This window comes from Serratia sp. PL17, from assembly GCF_017832355.1.
Taxonomy (GTDB): domain Bacteria; phylum Pseudomonadota; class Gammaproteobacteria; order Enterobacterales; family Enterobacteriaceae; genus Serratia.
Map to the genome: position 1 here is coordinate 317,906 of NZ_JAFIBY010000004.1, position 15,195 is coordinate 333,100.

The window sequence follows — 15,195 nt, forward strand, 5'->3', positions numbered from 1 at the left end:
GAGTGCGCGCGGCCAACAGCGCTGCGGCGTCAAGTAAAGGGTAGGATTATTTACTTAAGTAGCGGCACAGATAGGCCGTTGCATCGGCAACCTGCAGGTTGAACTCACTGTGGCCCGGTACGAAGAACTTCTCACCCGGCATAAATACCTGCCAATCCGGCGAGCCCGGCAACAACACTTTCAACGCGCCGGTAATTACGGTCATTTCTTCCGGCTGGGCGGTGCTGAAGGTGTACTCTCCCTCTTCCATAACACCGACGCTGGTAAGGCCGATGCTGCTACTATCGAAACCGATAGACTTCACTTTTCCGGCAAAATACTCGTTCACTTTCAGCATAGACTGGCACCCGCGTAATCAACTTTATGGGGAATCCATATTGGGGGATTAAGGTTGATCTGTCACTGGTTTTTCACGCGAAATGCGATCGAGACGCAGAGTAAAGTTCTGCAGAGTGGAGATGTGCCAGATAGCCATTCTGCATCCTGGCTTCAAAAGGCACCGCATACCAGATTCAGAAAGTGGCATACAACTTTATTCGCTATTTTAATCAGTCAATTAGCAAAAAAAATGAATAAAGAAACCGGCCTTGCGCCGGCTTCTGGGGATGTCGATTAATCTTCCAGCGTAGGATCTTCGTAGCGATGCTTGGCATCAAGCGCTTCCTGCTCGGTAGGATGCTCACTGAGCAGCGTGTTCGGCTCAATGTCATCGGTACGCACCTCAAAACGGTGCATATGCAAGCTCGGATCGCCCCGGTCAACGGCGACCACTCGGGCGGTTCTCGGATAGCCAGGTCGGTCATTTTCGCGCATGCTCATCTCCCCTGTGATTCCACAAGCTTAAGTATAGCAGCGCTATTTAGACCGACACGCATGACCCCAGGTCGCGATCGCCGTGCTCCCCCTCCAGCAATTGCGTCAGTTCATCGCAGGCGCTGATTTTTCCGTCACGCACAGTGAAATGCGCCAGCACCTTGACCAAGCTACTGCCGCCATCGCGTTTTTCCACCCGTACCAGATGGTGCGTCAACACCGCGTCGCCCTGCCCGGCAACCGCGACAAACACCAATGTCATGCTACGGGTGAGCTGCTTCAGCAACGCCATATGTTGTACAAACTGCGAATAATCGAGCGTTTTACCATCCACCTGCTGGTGGTAATCCGCATGGAAGAATTCAGCGATCAGTGCGGGTTGGTGCTGCGGGGTAGCAACCACCTGCTGCAAGGCGTCGAGCACAATGGCGGCTGGGGTCTTCAAGGTCATCAGCAATCTCCAGAATTGAATGAAGCGGAGATCATAGCGCGACCAGAGCGTGGCATAATAAGCGCACTGGGACTTTTTATACTGTAAATCGGCCAATCAATATGATCCTGCAAAGCGAGCGACTCTGGCATGAGAAAAAACACCTGACGCCTTGGCATCAACATACCGAGGGGCAAATCTATTTGTTAACCCATGGCATGATCGCACTGGAAACCCACGAGCGGCAATGGGCAATGACCGCGGGTAATATTGGCTGGCTGCCCCCTCATTGCGCACATCAGGCGGTGGCGTGCGGCAACGTAGCAGGCTGGAGCCTATATGTGCCGGAAGCTTACTGTGGCGGATTACCTGAACAACCCCGGCTAAGTACCGCCTCCGGGTTGATTCAGGCGCTTGTGGAACGCATAACGCCCTTCGCCGGGCAAAAGTTGAACGCGCCGCAGCGGCGGCTATTGCATGTATTGTTAGATGAAGTCCGTGCTCAGGAAAGCGCCCCGCTCCAACTGCCGCTACCGCAGGACGCGCGGTTGTTGAAAATTGCGCGTGCACTGCTGAACGATCCTGCTGACAACCGGAGCCAGATTGAATGGGCTGCCTGGGCCGGACTGAGCGTCCGCACCCTGAGCCGCCGTTTTATTGGCGAAACTGGCGTCACTTTCGCCCGCTGGCGCCAACAAGCCCGGGTGATCCGCTCGCTGGAGCCATTGTCGCGCGGCGAGTCCGTCAATCGGATCGCCGGCGACTACGGTTACGAGAATGTCAGTGCCTACATTGCCGCTTTCCGTCAACGTTTTGGCATCACGCCGGGGCTGTATTTTACAGCGCACCCAGCCGATCAGGCACACTCGTAGTGTCCTCATCCCAACACTCAGACGCGTGAGGCGGTTCGACACGGGGGAAAGCAGGGGAAATGCAGAGAATCGGGCACAGCCTAGTGTGCCCGCACGTACCCTTTAGGTATTACTTTACCGTTTCACGCTGTAACGCGGCGAGGATCTGAGCCACCACCTGTTGTGGGTTGCCGGTACCGTCCATCACGTAATGCGCAGCTTCCTGATACAAGGCTTCGCGAGCGGCCAACACTTCCAACATCTCTTCGGCAATAGGACGGCCGGTCAAGGTTGGGCGCTGTGCGTCTTGTGGGTATTCTTCCAGTCGTTGTGCCAGTACGTCAGCCGGCGAGCGCAGGTAAATCACCGTGCCGTGCTGACGCATAAAGCGGCGGTTCTCTTCTGCCAGGATTGCACCACCGCCGGTGGCAACTACAGTTGACGGTTGCGTCACGGTTTGCAGCGCGATGCTTTCACGGCGGCGAAACCCCAGCCAGCCTTCTTTTTCGACCATTTCCGCCACGCTCATCTGCGTGGTCTGCTGCATAAACAGATCGGTATCGATGAATTGATAGCCCAGCGCCAACGCCAGTGCATTGCCCACCGTGGTTTTACCGGCTCCGCGAGCGCCGACCATGAAAATGGTTTGTGTCATTACGGGTTGTCCCTTATACGGTGACGTGATTGCGTTTGCATGCCAGAATCTGGCGTGCAGATCGTGCGATGGCGTAGTTGCTGCATCATACCGCCATCAGCCTGTATTTCAATATTTACGACAGTGTAAATTCCATGGCACAGCGGCTGTCCGCAGCAAAACCCTGCGCACTGTCTTCAGCCAACTGATGCTTCAATGACGCACTGAGTTGCTGGGCGGCGATCGGCCTGAACCCAAGGCGCTGGTAATAGGGTGCGTTCCAGGGCACATCAATAAAAGTCGTCAACGTCAAACGCTGTGCGCCTTGCAATGCCGCCTGTGCTGCAACCTCCGCGATCAAACGTCGGCCAATGCCCTGGCGCTGCCAATTGGCGGCTACCGACAGCTCGGCGATATGCCAATCCTGTGATTGCGGTATGACGGCAATAAAGCCGGCGACCTCTCCTGACGCGCCTTCAACCAGCCATTCGTGTTGCCGCTGAATAAAATCAGCATGCTGTTCTGAACTCATCACCGGGCCTTCGGCGATAAAACGCCAGGCAGGCTGTTGATGAAACAGCTGCGCCGCCGAGCGCTCAACGGCGATCAACTGAGCGATATCCTGCGGCTGCGCTAAACGGATTTGCAGGCTCATCGGGTTCTCCTTAACGTCAGGGCCGGCTATTTAATCAGATTTACCCGGCGGCAGATACCGGCCGCCGGGCAGACATTCCTGTGCGTAAAATCAGAAGTCGACGCTGGCACGCAGCACCACTTCACGTGGTTCTCCCACCGCAACGCGCAAATTGCCACCGCTGGACGGGTAATAGGTTTTGTCGAACAGGTTCTTCACGTTTAACTGCCATTTCACCTGGTAACCCTTCACCGGTAGAGTGTAAGCAGCAAAAGCGTCGGCAACAGTGTAGTTGTCGAGATTAAAACTGTTGGCGGCATCACCAGGGCGGCGCCCCACATAGCGTGCACCTGCACCCACGCGCACGTTATCTCCGCTGTATAGCCCCGTTGATCCCAGATCCTGGGTCATAAACAGCGAGGCAGTATGACGCGCCACGTTGGTCATTTCTTTGCCTTTGTTGTCGGGATCATCCACTACCCGCGCATCGGTATAAGCATAAGAACCGATCAGGCTCAACGAATCGGTAATGTTGCCTGCAACATCCAACTCCACGCCCTGAGAACGCACACGTCCTGCAGTGCGGGTGACGGTTTCACCATTTACCAATTCGTTGACCATCACGTTGCGTTTAGTGATGTCAAACAGCGCCAGCGTGCCGGTAATACCCTTTGGCAACTCAACCTTGCTCCCCACTTCCCAGGCCTTGCCTTGTTCCGGTGGCAGCGAACCAATCTGGCTGGCAATGGAAGAGTTCGGCTTGAAAGATTCGGTGTAACTGCTGTACAGCGAGACATTCGGCGTCAGCTTGTAGACCACCCCGGCACGCGGTATCAGCTTGCTGTCGGAACTGTCGGTATTGGTGACAAAGGGCCGCCCTTTCCCGGCGAAAACGTCAAAGGCGTCATAGCGCAAGCCACCCATCACCAACCACTTTTCGGTCAGTTGGATAGAATCCTGCATAAACCAGCCATAACTGGTGAGGTTTTCACGCTGATCGCTGTCTTTGGCGCTGACGGCATTCGAGGTCGGCATCAGGCCATACACCGGATTATAGATGTTGAAATCGCTGTTCTTTTTGCCGCGAATCATGTCGCCGCGGTAGGTGCGGTTATCTTCAAAATCAAACCCGAATAGCATCTGGTGGTTGGTTTTGCCCCAATCGACGTCGCCATTGAACGTCAGCTGTACCGCGTTGGCATGGCTGACAGCATGGGCCGTAGAGTCGGCCTGGCGCGACAACACCCCCGTATCAGGGTTCAGCGCCAGCGCACGTGCCTGATTATCGCTGTAGCTATTGCGGCTGTAAGCGTAGGTCAGCGAGCTTTTCCAGCTTTCATTCAGTACCTGATCGACCTGCAGCGTAACGCTGTCCTGATCGCCCCGCGTGGCGTTATAGCTTTCGTCAAAACGGCGATCGCGCGGCGTATTCACCGGCTTGCCAGTGCGTGAATCAATGATGGTCCCGCGATCAAAGGGCACCAAGTATTCCATATGTTCGTAAGCCACACGCACCGTGGTGCTTTCGCCGTACCACATCAACGAAGGCGCAATCACCGTTTGGCGATTGCGTCCAAAATTGCGCCAGTAATCGGTTTCATCGTGATCGACAATCATCCGATAGGCAAAACCAGAGGTGCCCAGCGGCCCGGTAACGTCTAACTGGCCGCCGCCGCCTTTAAAGCTGCTGCCCCCCCCTTCCACATGCGTGTGCTGCTGCAACTGCGGCTTTTTGGTGATCATATTGATCATCCCGCCCGGCTCGCCCATGCCGTATAGCATAGATGCCGGACCTTTCAATACCTCAACCCGCTCAGTGGTCGGGGTAAAGTTGCGTGCCTGAACCGAACGCACGCCGTCGCGCAGAATGGAGCCATCGCGGTTATCGCCAAAGCCACGTTTCATTACCGCGTCCTGGGTGCCTCCCAACGTGTTTGCCTGTGTGATGCCGCTGACGTTATACAGCGCCTCGTCCAGGCTGCTGACAGCCTGATCGGTAATCACTTGTTGCGGGACAACGTCGATAGCCTGCGGCACGTTCAGCAGAGAGGTTTCGCTACGGGTGCCGGTCACGCTTGTCAGCGGCTGGTAGCTTTTTACACCATCCGATGGTGGTTGACCCACCACCACCAGGGTTTCACTCTTTTCTGCTGTTTTGTCGACGCTGAACGCCGGGGCCGATGCACAGGCCGCCAGAGGCAATGCGCACCACCAGCCACGCTGGGTGTTATTCATTATTTAACTGACTCCAATAAGTCCCTGAAAAAGGTAACGGCAAAAATTGTTGATATAACTGCTTAAAGGTCTGCTGCGGGTTGATGTCTGCAAACAGATCCGGGTAGAAAGCTTTAGCGAACATCTCAACGGCCACAACGTGGTAAGGGCTGAGATAGAAGTTGTGCCAGATGCTCCAGGCCTGGTGGTTTTTTACCGCTTTCAGGTTGGCGAGCATCGGCTGCTTTTGCATGATCATCCGGAAGCTTTCGTCAGCTTCCTTCTGGGTGACCAAGGGCCCAAGGCGCAGATCGGAAAAACGCTTGCCCTCTGGCCCGGCCATGCCGGTAGCAATATAGATATCGGGATTAGCGGTCAAAATGGTTTCCGGGTTCAGCTCACCATAAACGCCTTTGATGCTGGCATTGGCGATATTGTCCCCGCCGGCAAAAGCCAGCAGATCGCCGAGGTTGCCATGTGCCGCCGTAGTGCAACAGGTTTCACGCCGCCCAAGGTGCAAATGCAGCATTACCTTGGGTTTTGGCCCCTTGTAGCCTGCCAATCGCTGCTGGATCACCGCCATATGCTGCTGGTAGAAGCTGATGAACTGCTCCGCGCGCTGCTGACGATTGAGAACTTCCCCCAGCAAACGGACACTCGGCACGGTGTTATTCAGCAAGTCGACCCGTAAATCGACGTAGATCACGGCGATTCCGGCCTTACTCAGCGTATTGAGCAACAAATCACTGTCACCCTCTTCCCGCGCGTAACGTGCGAGAATCACCAGATCCGGCTTTAACTTGATCAGGTTTTCGCTATTAACCTGGCGGAAATTCCCCTTGCTAATGGAAGGGATCGCTTTGATCTGCGGAAACTTTTGTGTGTAAAGCTGCCAGCTTTGCGCATCAAAACGCGCCATGTCTTCCGGCCAGCCGACGATACGCTGAGCGGGATTCCCCGGCTCCAAGAGCGCCAGCGTATACAACATGCGGCTTTCGCCCAACACGATGCGTTGCGGGTTATCCGGCACTTCGACCTGACGACCGGTAATGTCAGTCACCATTTTCGCCTGAACGCTAAAAACGCCGAGCAACAGAGAAAGCAGCAGTAAAACGAGGGGATTGCGCATGAACAGGCCGGATCAAGGTAAGAATATGCGCGCATGATAATCACTCTCATTAACACTTTCAATCACAACCCGCGCCAGGCGGCCTAAATCCGCTGAATGACGCTGTTTCGCCGCTGATACATGCAAAACCGCTGTAAATACGGTTTTATAAAGTTAAAAAATCGGGCGATAATTCAATAAAAGGTGGGCTAGCGTGGCAGGTAATCCAGGAGGAACAACGATGACCCAACGTATTATCCCATTGGTGGAATGTCCCCATTTTAGCGACGTCTGTGCCGCATGGGCATTTGGTCAGTGGGGCTCCCAGCGTGGCGGTTCGCTGGAACGCACGCGCCAACGATTTGCACAGTGCGCACAACCCAGTGAAGACTACACCACGCTGTTGGTGCTCGAGGGGGAATGCCCGCTGGGTATGGCTAGCCTATGGCCAAGTGACGATCATCACCGGATGGATCTTTCCCCTTGGCTGGCAGGCGTATTTGTTCATCCAGACCACAGACGACAAGGTATCGCTCAGCGCCTGGAGGCGGCCATCGTGCAACTGGCGCGCCAGCGCAACCACCCTGTCCTGCATCTGATTACCGATAAATCCGAGGCGTTGTATTCAGGCTGGGGCTGGCAAACCATTGAGCGTCGCCAGCAATATGGCGGCGACGTGGTAGTGATGGAAAAAAGGCTTTAGTTAACGCGGCGTGCAGATATAGACCAACGCCGGGGGGAAATTACGGACGACCCGTAGCCGTTTCCAATGGAAATAGCGAGACAACAGCTTTTCCGACAAATGGCTGTATTGAAACAACACCAGCGTGCCATTGCGCGCGCGCAAGCAGTGCTGCGCCTGTTGCAAAATACGAATACTGATTTTAAGCGGGATGGATAACAAGGGCAGGCAAGAGAATATCACGTCGTAATCGCGGGCCATCTCTTCGGCGGAACGGTCCATTACCTGCAAACGACGGTCGTCAATTTTCCGCAGTTGATGCACAAAATGAGATTGAATTTCAAAGGCCTCAAGCGAGGCATCGGCGCGCATACGTCCCAATATACGCTTGGTCAACACGCCGTCAGCCGCGCCTAATTCTGCAATGGACAGTGCCCCGGTCCATTCAATCTGATTCAGCATCGCCTGGCATAACCAAGGGGAAGAAGGCGCCAGCGTACCGACAGTACGCGGCGAAGCCATAAACTGCTGGAGATAGCTAAAGTGGTTCTTCAGTTGCAGCCGTGTCGCATTTAACATTGGGGCCTCCTTACGTTGAGTAGCCACCAATCTGAACTCAATTTCTTAAGTATTCATTAACATGTTTCCTAAAACCACCGACACAGTTGTAATGAAATGCAACCGACAGACGAAAAGATAAAAAAAGGCTGCGAAAATAATCTTCAGGTAATCAATAAACAGCATTACCGGTCAGATTATATTCCACAGCCGTTTGTTTTATCGGCCACCCTTTACAGTGACCGAGGTTTATTTACTGCCAGGCGATTAACGGTATATTTCTGCATTACCACGCCAGTTGCTGGAATCCCCCGGGGTGTCCAGCCCGATAATACGAATACTGCTGGCGCCATCCGCCTGCGCTTTTTCTTTCAGCGCGTGAACCGCATCGGCTGGAGAGCCACTAACGCCGGAAACCGACACTACACCAAGGCTTTGCATGCTGCTGGCCTGTTCAGTATTCACCTGTTTTACTGATGACAGCGGCGCTGCAAATGAAGAAAATGAAGCGGCTGCCAAAAGAACTGCTGCGATGCCAGGTAATAGTTTCATGATTAACTCCAGATGTTTTTGTTTATTTTCTCGTATCAGTGGAGTTAATTATCTACCAGGCAATGAAAGCAGACGTAATCCAATGTAAAGAACATCAATCATTGTGATGAAAATAAGGAGGAAGTGCATGCAGATATGTCTTTGGCTGGGTAACGCGGGGGTAATGTTGCCACTCTACCCCTGGCAGATGACAATTAAAAGTCCGTTTGGCCAAATGCGATAAAAATCCTCATCTTTAAGATTCTTCTCTTAGCACCCGCGACTGAACTACGCTATTTCTGAAGGTTATCATTATGGAAGGACTCCCTATGTCGCAAACCTTACTGCGTGTGCGTGATGGCCATGGTGCCTCGGTTTCATTTTCAGAACTGCTGTTCGATCTGATTTACGTTTTTGCCGTTACCCAGCTCTCTCACTATCTATTGCACCACCTGACACTGACCGGCGCGCTCGAAACGCTGTTGCTTTGGTTCGCCGTCTGGCTGGCCTGGCAGTACACCGCTTGGGTCACCAACTGGTTTAACCCGGATACCCGCCCTATCCGCATCCTGCTGTTCGGCATCATGCTATTGGGGTTGTTCGCCTCTTCTGCGCTGCCACACGCGTTTGGCGAGCGTGGCCTGCTGTTCGCACTGTTTTACGTGGCTATCCAGGTTGGGCGTTCACTGGTGATCTTAAATCTACTGCCCATCGGCCACCCATTAAAACAAAATTTCCGCCGCATTCTTGGCTGGATGTGCATTTCAGCGGTGTTCTGGATCCTGGGCGGGTTGGCGGAAGGCAACTACCGGCTGTTGCTGTGGGCAATAGCCGTATTGTGCGAATACGTTTCGCCCATGTTCGGTTTCCGCTTGCCGGTACTCGGTCGTTCCGACAGCAGTAGCGAATGGACTATCGAGGGCCATCACCTGGCGGAGCGCTGCCAATTGTTCGTAATCGTGGCGCTGGGTGAAACCATTCTGATTACCGGTTCGACCCTTAGCGAAATGGCGTCCTGGAACCCACCGGTACTGATTGCCTCGCTGGTTGCCTTTCTCGGCAGCCTGGCGATGTGGTGGGTTTATTTCGATACCAGCAGCAAAGCCGGCAGTCACGCCATTAGCCAGGCGGAAAACCCGGGCCAACTGGGCGCCAACTTCCACTATGTTCACGTGATACTCGTCGGTGCCATCATCGTTTGCGCCGTCGCCAACGAACTGGTGATTGCTCATCCTGACGGCCATATTAACAACGTTACGGCAGCGGTACTGCTCCTCGGTCCTGCAATCTACCTGTTCGCTAACGCCTTGTATAAAAGGTTGGTTTATCGTCGCTTTCCCCTATCGCATCTGGTGGGGCTCATTGCGCTGGCAGTGCTGGCACCAATCGCCTACCTCACCGATTTACTGATGGTGAACGGTTTGACCACGTTGATTATGGTGGCGGTCGCGGTGTGGGAGAGCATTTCACGAGGCAGGACGCCGCAGGTCAGCGGCACTCACGGATAAAAACAGGGGGCATCGGCCCCCTGTTGCCGTCTCTACTTCAGCGGCTGCGGCAGCGTCAGCACCCACAATTCGCTGAGCGACTCCGGTTTCTCCAGCGGTTGCAGCTCAATACGGGCCGACACGGTTTTACCGTCCAGGCTCAGGTTACCCTGCTTATCCAACTGATAGTCGCCGATTTTCTTCGCCTTGGGCTGTGCGTCCACCAGCTTGGCCTGCAGGCCAAAATCGTTATCGTTAATCACCGCCAGAGTGTGATCGTCGATCAGCGATAGACCCTCTACCTTCTCCTGCTGCCAACCCAATTTGCGCAGATCGACCACTTCACGCTTCTGCGCCAGCTTCACGTCGCGCTTGGCGAGCGCTTGCGCATCGTCAAACTCCAGCGCTTTGCCCTTGCCTTCGAAGGCCGTCAGATCGGTCGCCTGACTGAGATCGACCAGATAGATCTTGTTGATCATCTGCTTGTCTTTATCGCTGCCCTGCTCAACCAACAGGATGTGTTGGTTGTCTACAGCCACAATGTCACCCACTTTGGCGTCTTTGGCCTTTTTATAGCTGTCGATATCGATCGGGTAGCCGTACATCGCCGTTTTGCCGCTGGCCGGATCAAAACTGACCAAGCGCGTAAACTGTGCTTTGTTCTTGGTCTTGCCGTCCACGTCGAGCGTGCTCTGCACCGCCGCCAGAATACGCCCGTCCGGCAGGCGGGTGATGCCTTCAAAACCTCGGTTCGGCTGACGCCATTTGATGATATTCGGCAATCCGCCTGCCACCGCGTGCTCTCCCTGCTCCGGCGTCGGGCCGTATTTGGCGAGGATCTTGCCCTGATTGTCGATATGGATCAGGAACGGGCCATATTCATCACACAGCCAATAACCGCCTTTTCCATCCGCCGTAATGCCTTCGGTATCCAGCCCGCGCCGATCGCCCTGCAAGATTTTCAGCGTATCACTCAACGCAACTTCATTGGTTGAACCAATCAGACCTGCCGGCAGCGGCAGCCCGCTAATCGGCCCTTGCTGGTCATGCAGTGGGCGTGAATTGCTGGCAACCGCCTTCCCCCCACCGACACGAATATCCATCAACAGCGGAACGAAAGCAGGGTTAGCGAAAATTTTGGCGTCCTGTTCACCGACCGTAGGCGCATCGGCATTCGGGCCGCGATCGGTCACTGTCGTCAACAGCAGGTCATTGCCTTCACGACTATTGAATACCAGACCCGAGCCGATACCTACCGGCAATCCCTGTGGGAAGTGCTTAGCGAATGCGCCCTGGTAACTCACATGCTCACCACCAGGGAAACTGACAATATAGCGTGCAACCTCAACGTCAGTGGCGGCATAGGACAACAGAGGGAATAACGAACTGATTAACAGTGAAACCGATTTTATTTTCATGGTTATAGCTCAAAATTAAGAATGTAAGCTTGGCAGTTTGCCAATGTATTCGCTCCACATGACAATCTTATGACAAGCCCACTAATACCATGAATTGGCTTGAAAATTAAAGATGGCAAATAGGAATTAACAATTAACGCGGACAAAACCAATGGAAAAAACATAGGAGAGTGAAAATTTAACGCTAGCTATTTTCAACAAAAAAAACCTGTCGCTTAAGCTTAGGGTAAATTCTTATAACAAAGATAAAAAAAACAGCAAACGCGCCGTAATTAGAAAAATATAGCCGTATTCGCATAGACAAAGTTAATTCCCAGGGATTTAATATCCACCGTTATTCAAGGTGCATTAAGAAAATATTGATAGAAACCTGCATTAACTTAAAAAGGTGTTCTATAGTTTTTAGTGCTAACGCCCGTTAGTATTTTCCGTAGGATGGAATCTATGTCAAAGCGACTTTTTGCCGAATTTTTTGGCACATTTTGGTTGGTGTTCGGTGGTTGTGGTAGCGCCGTATTAGCAGCAGCATTCCCACAGCTGGGTATTGGTTTTCTCGGTGTCGCACTCGCTTTTGGTCTTACCGTGGTAACAATGGCCTATGCCGTTGGCCATATTTCTGGCGGGCATTTTAACCCAGCCATTACCGTGGGGTTATTTGCCGGTGGCCGTTTCGCCGCAAAAGATGTTATTCCTTACGTGATTGCTCAGGTGATTGGCGGGATTGCTGCAGCGGCGGTGTTGTATTTAATCGCCAGCGGTAAAGCAGGTTTCGATGCCACTGCTGGCGGCTTTGCCTCCAACGGTTACGGTGAACACTCACCGGGTGGTTATTCTCTGCAATCTGCTATCGTCATTGAATTGGTGCTGACAGCATTTTTCCTGATCGTTATTCATGGTGTCACGGACAAACGTGCGCCAGCCGGTTTTGCTCCCTTAGCGATTGGTTTGACATTAACGCTGATTCACTTGATCAGTATTCCGGTAACCAATACTTCTGTTAACCCTGCGCGCAGTACCGGCGTGGCCATCTTCCAAGGTACCTGGGCATTGCAACAGCTTTGGGTATTCTGGCTAGTCCCCTTAGTGGGCGGTGCTATCGGTGGCCTGATTTATCGCTGCCTGTTGGAAGACAAAAAGTAATTTATACCCGGTAATACTCTGTCAGGGCAGCCGCTATATCCGATGGTTTTCTGCGTATTTCTCGCGGAAAGAGGAAGGGTATATTGGTTGCCCTGACGTTATTTATCCCCTGCTCACTTCAAACATCATGATATCGCTGGTAAATGATCCGTCTTGCTGGATCGCGAAATGCCGCAGCACATCTTCAGAAACCCCTTGTTGAAACGCACGAATAGCCGTAACGAAATGCTCTGGCGTACGCATGCGCGCCACCCAGCTGCTAAATTCCAGATACAACCGATCTGACGTCACCTCTCGAACCTGCAACCCAGATTCTGTTATCAAGCTCAGCCATTCGCCCGGTGCATAATTGCGGACATGTGACGTATCGCGCAGGACTTCAACGGTTTGCAGATAGATATCCAACAAAGGATGCCCTGGTGAGACCACATCCATAAAGATAGCTTTTCCCCCCGGCTTCAGCACCCGACGCACTTCGCGCAATGCCTGGCCAACATCATGCCAGTGGTGCGCCGAATAACGGCTGATCACCAGATCAAAGCTGGCATCATCAAACGGCAGTGATTCGGCTACGCCCTGCTGCACCTGGATATTAGTAAAGCCTTTATCCGCTGCGGCCTGGCTTACTACCGCCAACATCTGTACCGATAAGTCGTAAGCCACCACCTGCGCCACTTTTGCCGCAGCCGTAAAACTGGCGTGACCTGCACCACAGCCCAGATCGAGCAGCCTGGCATCGGCATGGGGTTCCAGCAGCAGCCCCAGTCGTTGTAAATCCTTCCCCTGCGCATGGACTGCGCTGGTCAGATAAGCGCTGGCCTGCTCGCCAAACTGACGATCGACCGCATTTTTATGGCTGTTGCTCTTGCTCATATGTGCCCCATTTATTGTATGGCTTACGCCTGTGCCGGATGACTTTTGTTACTATAATCAGCTTAATATACGGGTACAATATGAGCAGTTATCCTAGTATCAGGGGTACCAGTCTATGCAATCAGAAGCCTTATCCGGTCCCAAGGCACTCGGTGCCTTTTTACGCGCCCACCGTGAGCGTATTACACCGGAAATGCTGGGCTTACCCAGCGCACCACGCCGTCGCACCAGCGGCCTGCGCCGTGAAGAGCTGGCGCAAATCAGCGGTATTAGTGCCACGTGGTATACCTGGATTGAACAGGGCCGGGAGGTGTCCATCTCTCCGCATACACTGGCACGCATTGCCAAAGCGCTCCGTTTGGGGCATGCCGAACGCCACTATTTATTTACCCTGGCGCGGGTGGCCGATCCCGAACAAGAACAGCATCAGGAAATGGCTAACAGTGCGGTTTTACAAAGCGTTCATCAGGTAGCGGTGCCTTGCTATCTCCTGGATATCACCTGGAATGTCGCGGCCTGGAATGCGCCCGCGGAAAGCCTGTTCAGCGGCTGGCTGGGCCAAACCAACACGCCCAATCTGCTGCACTTTATGTTTTTCCATCCGTTAGCGAAAACGCTGGTCAGCGACTGGGAAGATCGTGCGCGGCGCGTGGTCGCCGAATTTCGCGCCGAAACCAGCCATCACCAAAATACCGAAGAGATTCGTGCTTTTGTGCGCAATATGACCCACAACAGCGAGGCGTTTAACCACTGGTGGAAACAGCACGATGTCATGGCACGCGAAGGGGGCGAAAGGGGGTTCGAACACCCCCAACGCGGTCCCTTACGCTTTCAGCAACTGACGTTTCATCCTGCGGAAAACAGCGGGCTAAAGCTGGTGATGTTAATCCCTTTGCCGTAACTGGTAACAAATTCATAATCAGGTTTACCTACCATTTATTTATTGCTTCATACAAACGCGCTAGGGTGAGAGTTACCGATGATATCGATCATCCAGTACCGTAATTAATCTCCTTGAGGTAATCCTATGCAATCTGAAGAACAACGCCTTATCGATGGTCTGTTTGGCCGCTTGAAAGATGCCGAGACCAAGACAGGCCAGAGGGATCTCCAGGCAGAGCAGCAAATCAATCAGCACATTCGTGAGCAGCCTTCAGCACCTTATTACATGGCGCAGGCAATGATTATTCAGGAAGCGGCCTTGAAGCAGCTTGACCAGCGGGTAAAAGATCTGGAAAGCCAGATTGCCCAACAACAGCAAAATAGCGCCAACCAGCAAAGCAGCGGCGGTTTCCTGGCCGGCCTGTTTGGCGGCGGTAACCGCAACACGCCAAGCCCGCGTGAGCAATATCAGGCGCAACAGCAGAACAACGCGGCATGGAACAATCAGCCGCAAGCAGGCTACGCTCCACAGCAGCAGCAACCCGCTTATAGCCAGCCACAACAGGCGGCACCTTCACGTGCTGGCGGGTTCCTTGGTGGCGCATTGCAAACTGCAGCCGGCGTAGCGGGAGGGGTGGTGCTCGCCGATATGCTAACCGGCATGTTCCGCCATTCACAGCCGGAAGAGATTGTGAACATTATCGATGAGACACCGGCAACGCCGGTGGATGACAGCGCAATGCGTAACTTCGACGCATCCAATAATCTCGATACCTTTAATAACGGTGGCGACAGCCGTTTCCTCAACCAGGATAACGGGTTCCAGAACGCGGACTATCAAAACGACGATAGTAACGACTTCTCTGATGACGACTACAACGACGACGATTCATTTATCTGATCCATTCCCCCTCTCCACCTGGAGAGGGGGGTGTGTTCC

Annotated in this window: 17 protein-coding genes; 6 read left to right on the top strand and 11 right to left on the bottom strand. The window is 53.5% G+C overall.

The features are described from left to right. Positions 1 to 46 precede the first annotated feature (46 nt). The 3 genes from ppnP to JOE25_RS15670 form a co-directional block, all read right to left on the bottom strand. On the bottom strand, positions 47 to 337 hold the full coding sequence (gene ppnP, locus JOE25_RS15660) for a pyrimidine/purine nucleoside phosphorylase (RefSeq protein ID WP_044548616.1): 291 nt from the start codon (positions 335 to 337) through the stop codon (positions 47 to 49). Positions 338 to 612: 275 nt separating this feature from the next. Then, on the bottom strand, positions 613 to 813 hold the full coding sequence (locus JOE25_RS15665; RefSeq protein WP_209636636.1) for a YaiA family protein: 201 nt from the start codon (positions 811 to 813) through the stop codon (positions 613 to 615). Positions 814 to 859: 46 nt separating this feature from the next. Then, positions 860 to 1,264: a nuclear transport factor 2 family protein gene (locus JOE25_RS15670; RefSeq protein ID WP_209636638.1), complete on the bottom strand. Its 405-nt coding sequence runs from the start codon at positions 1,262 to 1,264 to the stop codon at positions 860 to 862. Between the two features lie 101 nt (positions 1,265 to 1,365). On the opposite strand from JOE25_RS15670, the gene JOE25_RS15675 reads away from it, so the two are divergent. Then, complete coding sequence (locus tag JOE25_RS15675) at positions 1,366 to 2,115, top strand: helix-turn-helix transcriptional regulator (RefSeq protein WP_209636641.1); 750 nt, start codon at positions 1,366 to 1,368, stop codon at positions 2,113 to 2,115. Positions 2,116 to 2,224: 109 nt separating this feature from the next. Here the strand turns inward: JOE25_RS15675 and aroL are convergent, their stop codons facing one another. From aroL to JOE25_RS15695, 4 genes are all read right to left on the bottom strand, one after another. Then, positions 2,225 to 2,749 (bottom strand): shikimate kinase AroL, encoded by a 525-nt coding sequence (gene aroL / locus JOE25_RS15680; protein WP_037423282.1) that lies wholly within the window; start codon positions 2,747 to 2,749, stop codon positions 2,225 to 2,227. A gap of 115 nt (positions 2,750 to 2,864) precedes the next feature. Continuing rightward, positions 2,865 to 3,383: a GNAT family N-acetyltransferase gene (locus tag JOE25_RS15685; protein ID WP_209636643.1), complete on the bottom strand. Its 519-nt coding sequence runs from the start codon at positions 3,381 to 3,383 to the stop codon at positions 2,865 to 2,867. A 90-nt stretch (positions 3,384 to 3,473) separates the two neighbouring features. After that, positions 3,474 to 5,597 (bottom strand): TonB-dependent siderophore receptor, encoded by a 2,124-nt coding sequence (locus tag JOE25_RS15690; RefSeq protein WP_209636644.1) that lies wholly within the window; start codon positions 5,595 to 5,597, stop codon positions 3,474 to 3,476. Then, positions 5,590 to 6,705: an ABC transporter substrate-binding protein gene (locus JOE25_RS15695; RefSeq protein ID WP_209636646.1), complete on the bottom strand. Its 1,116-nt coding sequence runs from the start codon at positions 6,703 to 6,705 to the stop codon at positions 5,590 to 5,592. The genes JOE25_RS15690 and JOE25_RS15695 overlap by 8 nt, the downstream gene beginning before the upstream one ends. Positions 6,706 to 6,925: 220 nt before the next feature. Here JOE25_RS15695 and JOE25_RS15700 point away from each other — a divergent pair, with 220 nt between their 5' ends. Continuing rightward, positions 6,926 to 7,387, top strand: a complete 462-nt coding sequence (locus tag JOE25_RS15700; protein WP_209636649.1) for a GNAT family N-acetyltransferase — start codon at positions 6,926 to 6,928, stop codon at positions 7,385 to 7,387. On the opposite strand, the gene JOE25_RS15705 is transcribed toward JOE25_RS15700, so the two are convergent. Further along, positions 7,388 to 7,945, bottom strand: coding sequence for an rRNA adenine N-6-methyltransferase family protein (locus JOE25_RS15705; protein ID WP_209636651.1), 558 nt, complete (start codon positions 7,943 to 7,945; stop codon positions 7,388 to 7,390). 246 nt (positions 7,946 to 8,191) lie between these two features. Next, on the bottom strand, positions 8,192 to 8,476 hold the full coding sequence (locus tag JOE25_RS15710) for a DUF1471 domain-containing protein (protein WP_209636653.1): 285 nt from the start codon (positions 8,474 to 8,476) through the stop codon (positions 8,192 to 8,194). 308 nt (positions 8,477 to 8,784) lie between these two features. Between JOE25_RS15710 and JOE25_RS15715 the strand changes: the two genes are divergently transcribed. Then, positions 8,785 to 9,963 (top strand): low temperature requirement protein A, encoded by a 1,179-nt coding sequence (locus JOE25_RS15715; RefSeq protein WP_209636654.1) that lies wholly within the window; start codon positions 8,785 to 8,787, stop codon positions 9,961 to 9,963. 32 nt (positions 9,964 to 9,995) lie between these two features. On the opposite strand, the gene JOE25_RS15720 is transcribed toward JOE25_RS15715, so the two are convergent. Continuing rightward, on the bottom strand, positions 9,996 to 11,360 hold the full coding sequence (locus tag JOE25_RS15720) for an esterase-like activity of phytase family protein (protein WP_209636657.1): 1,365 nt from the start codon (positions 11,358 to 11,360) through the stop codon (positions 9,996 to 9,998). 444 nt (positions 11,361 to 11,804) lie between these two features. Here JOE25_RS15720 and aqpZ point away from each other — a divergent pair, with 444 nt between their 5' ends. Beyond that, complete coding sequence (gene aqpZ, locus JOE25_RS15725; RefSeq protein ID WP_037423302.1) at positions 11,805 to 12,500, top strand: aquaporin Z; 696 nt, start codon at positions 11,805 to 11,807, stop codon at positions 12,498 to 12,500. Between the two features lie 102 nt (positions 12,501 to 12,602). On the opposite strand, the gene JOE25_RS15730 is transcribed toward aqpZ, so the two are convergent. After that, complete coding sequence (locus JOE25_RS15730) at positions 12,603 to 13,373, bottom strand: class I SAM-dependent methyltransferase (RefSeq protein ID WP_209636659.1); 771 nt, start codon at positions 13,371 to 13,373, stop codon at positions 12,603 to 12,605. A 115-nt stretch (positions 13,374 to 13,488) separates the two neighbouring features. Between JOE25_RS15730 and JOE25_RS15735 the strand changes: the two genes are divergently transcribed. After that, on the top strand, positions 13,489 to 14,274 hold the full coding sequence (locus tag JOE25_RS15735; RefSeq protein ID WP_209636661.1) for a helix-turn-helix transcriptional regulator: 786 nt from the start codon (positions 13,489 to 13,491) through the stop codon (positions 14,272 to 14,274). A 126-nt stretch (positions 14,275 to 14,400) separates the two neighbouring features. After that, entirely contained in the window at positions 14,401 to 15,156 is a 756-nt protein-coding gene (locus JOE25_RS15740) for a DUF2076 domain-containing protein (protein WP_209636663.1), read from the top strand. Positions 15,157 to 15,195: the final 39 nt, after the last annotated feature.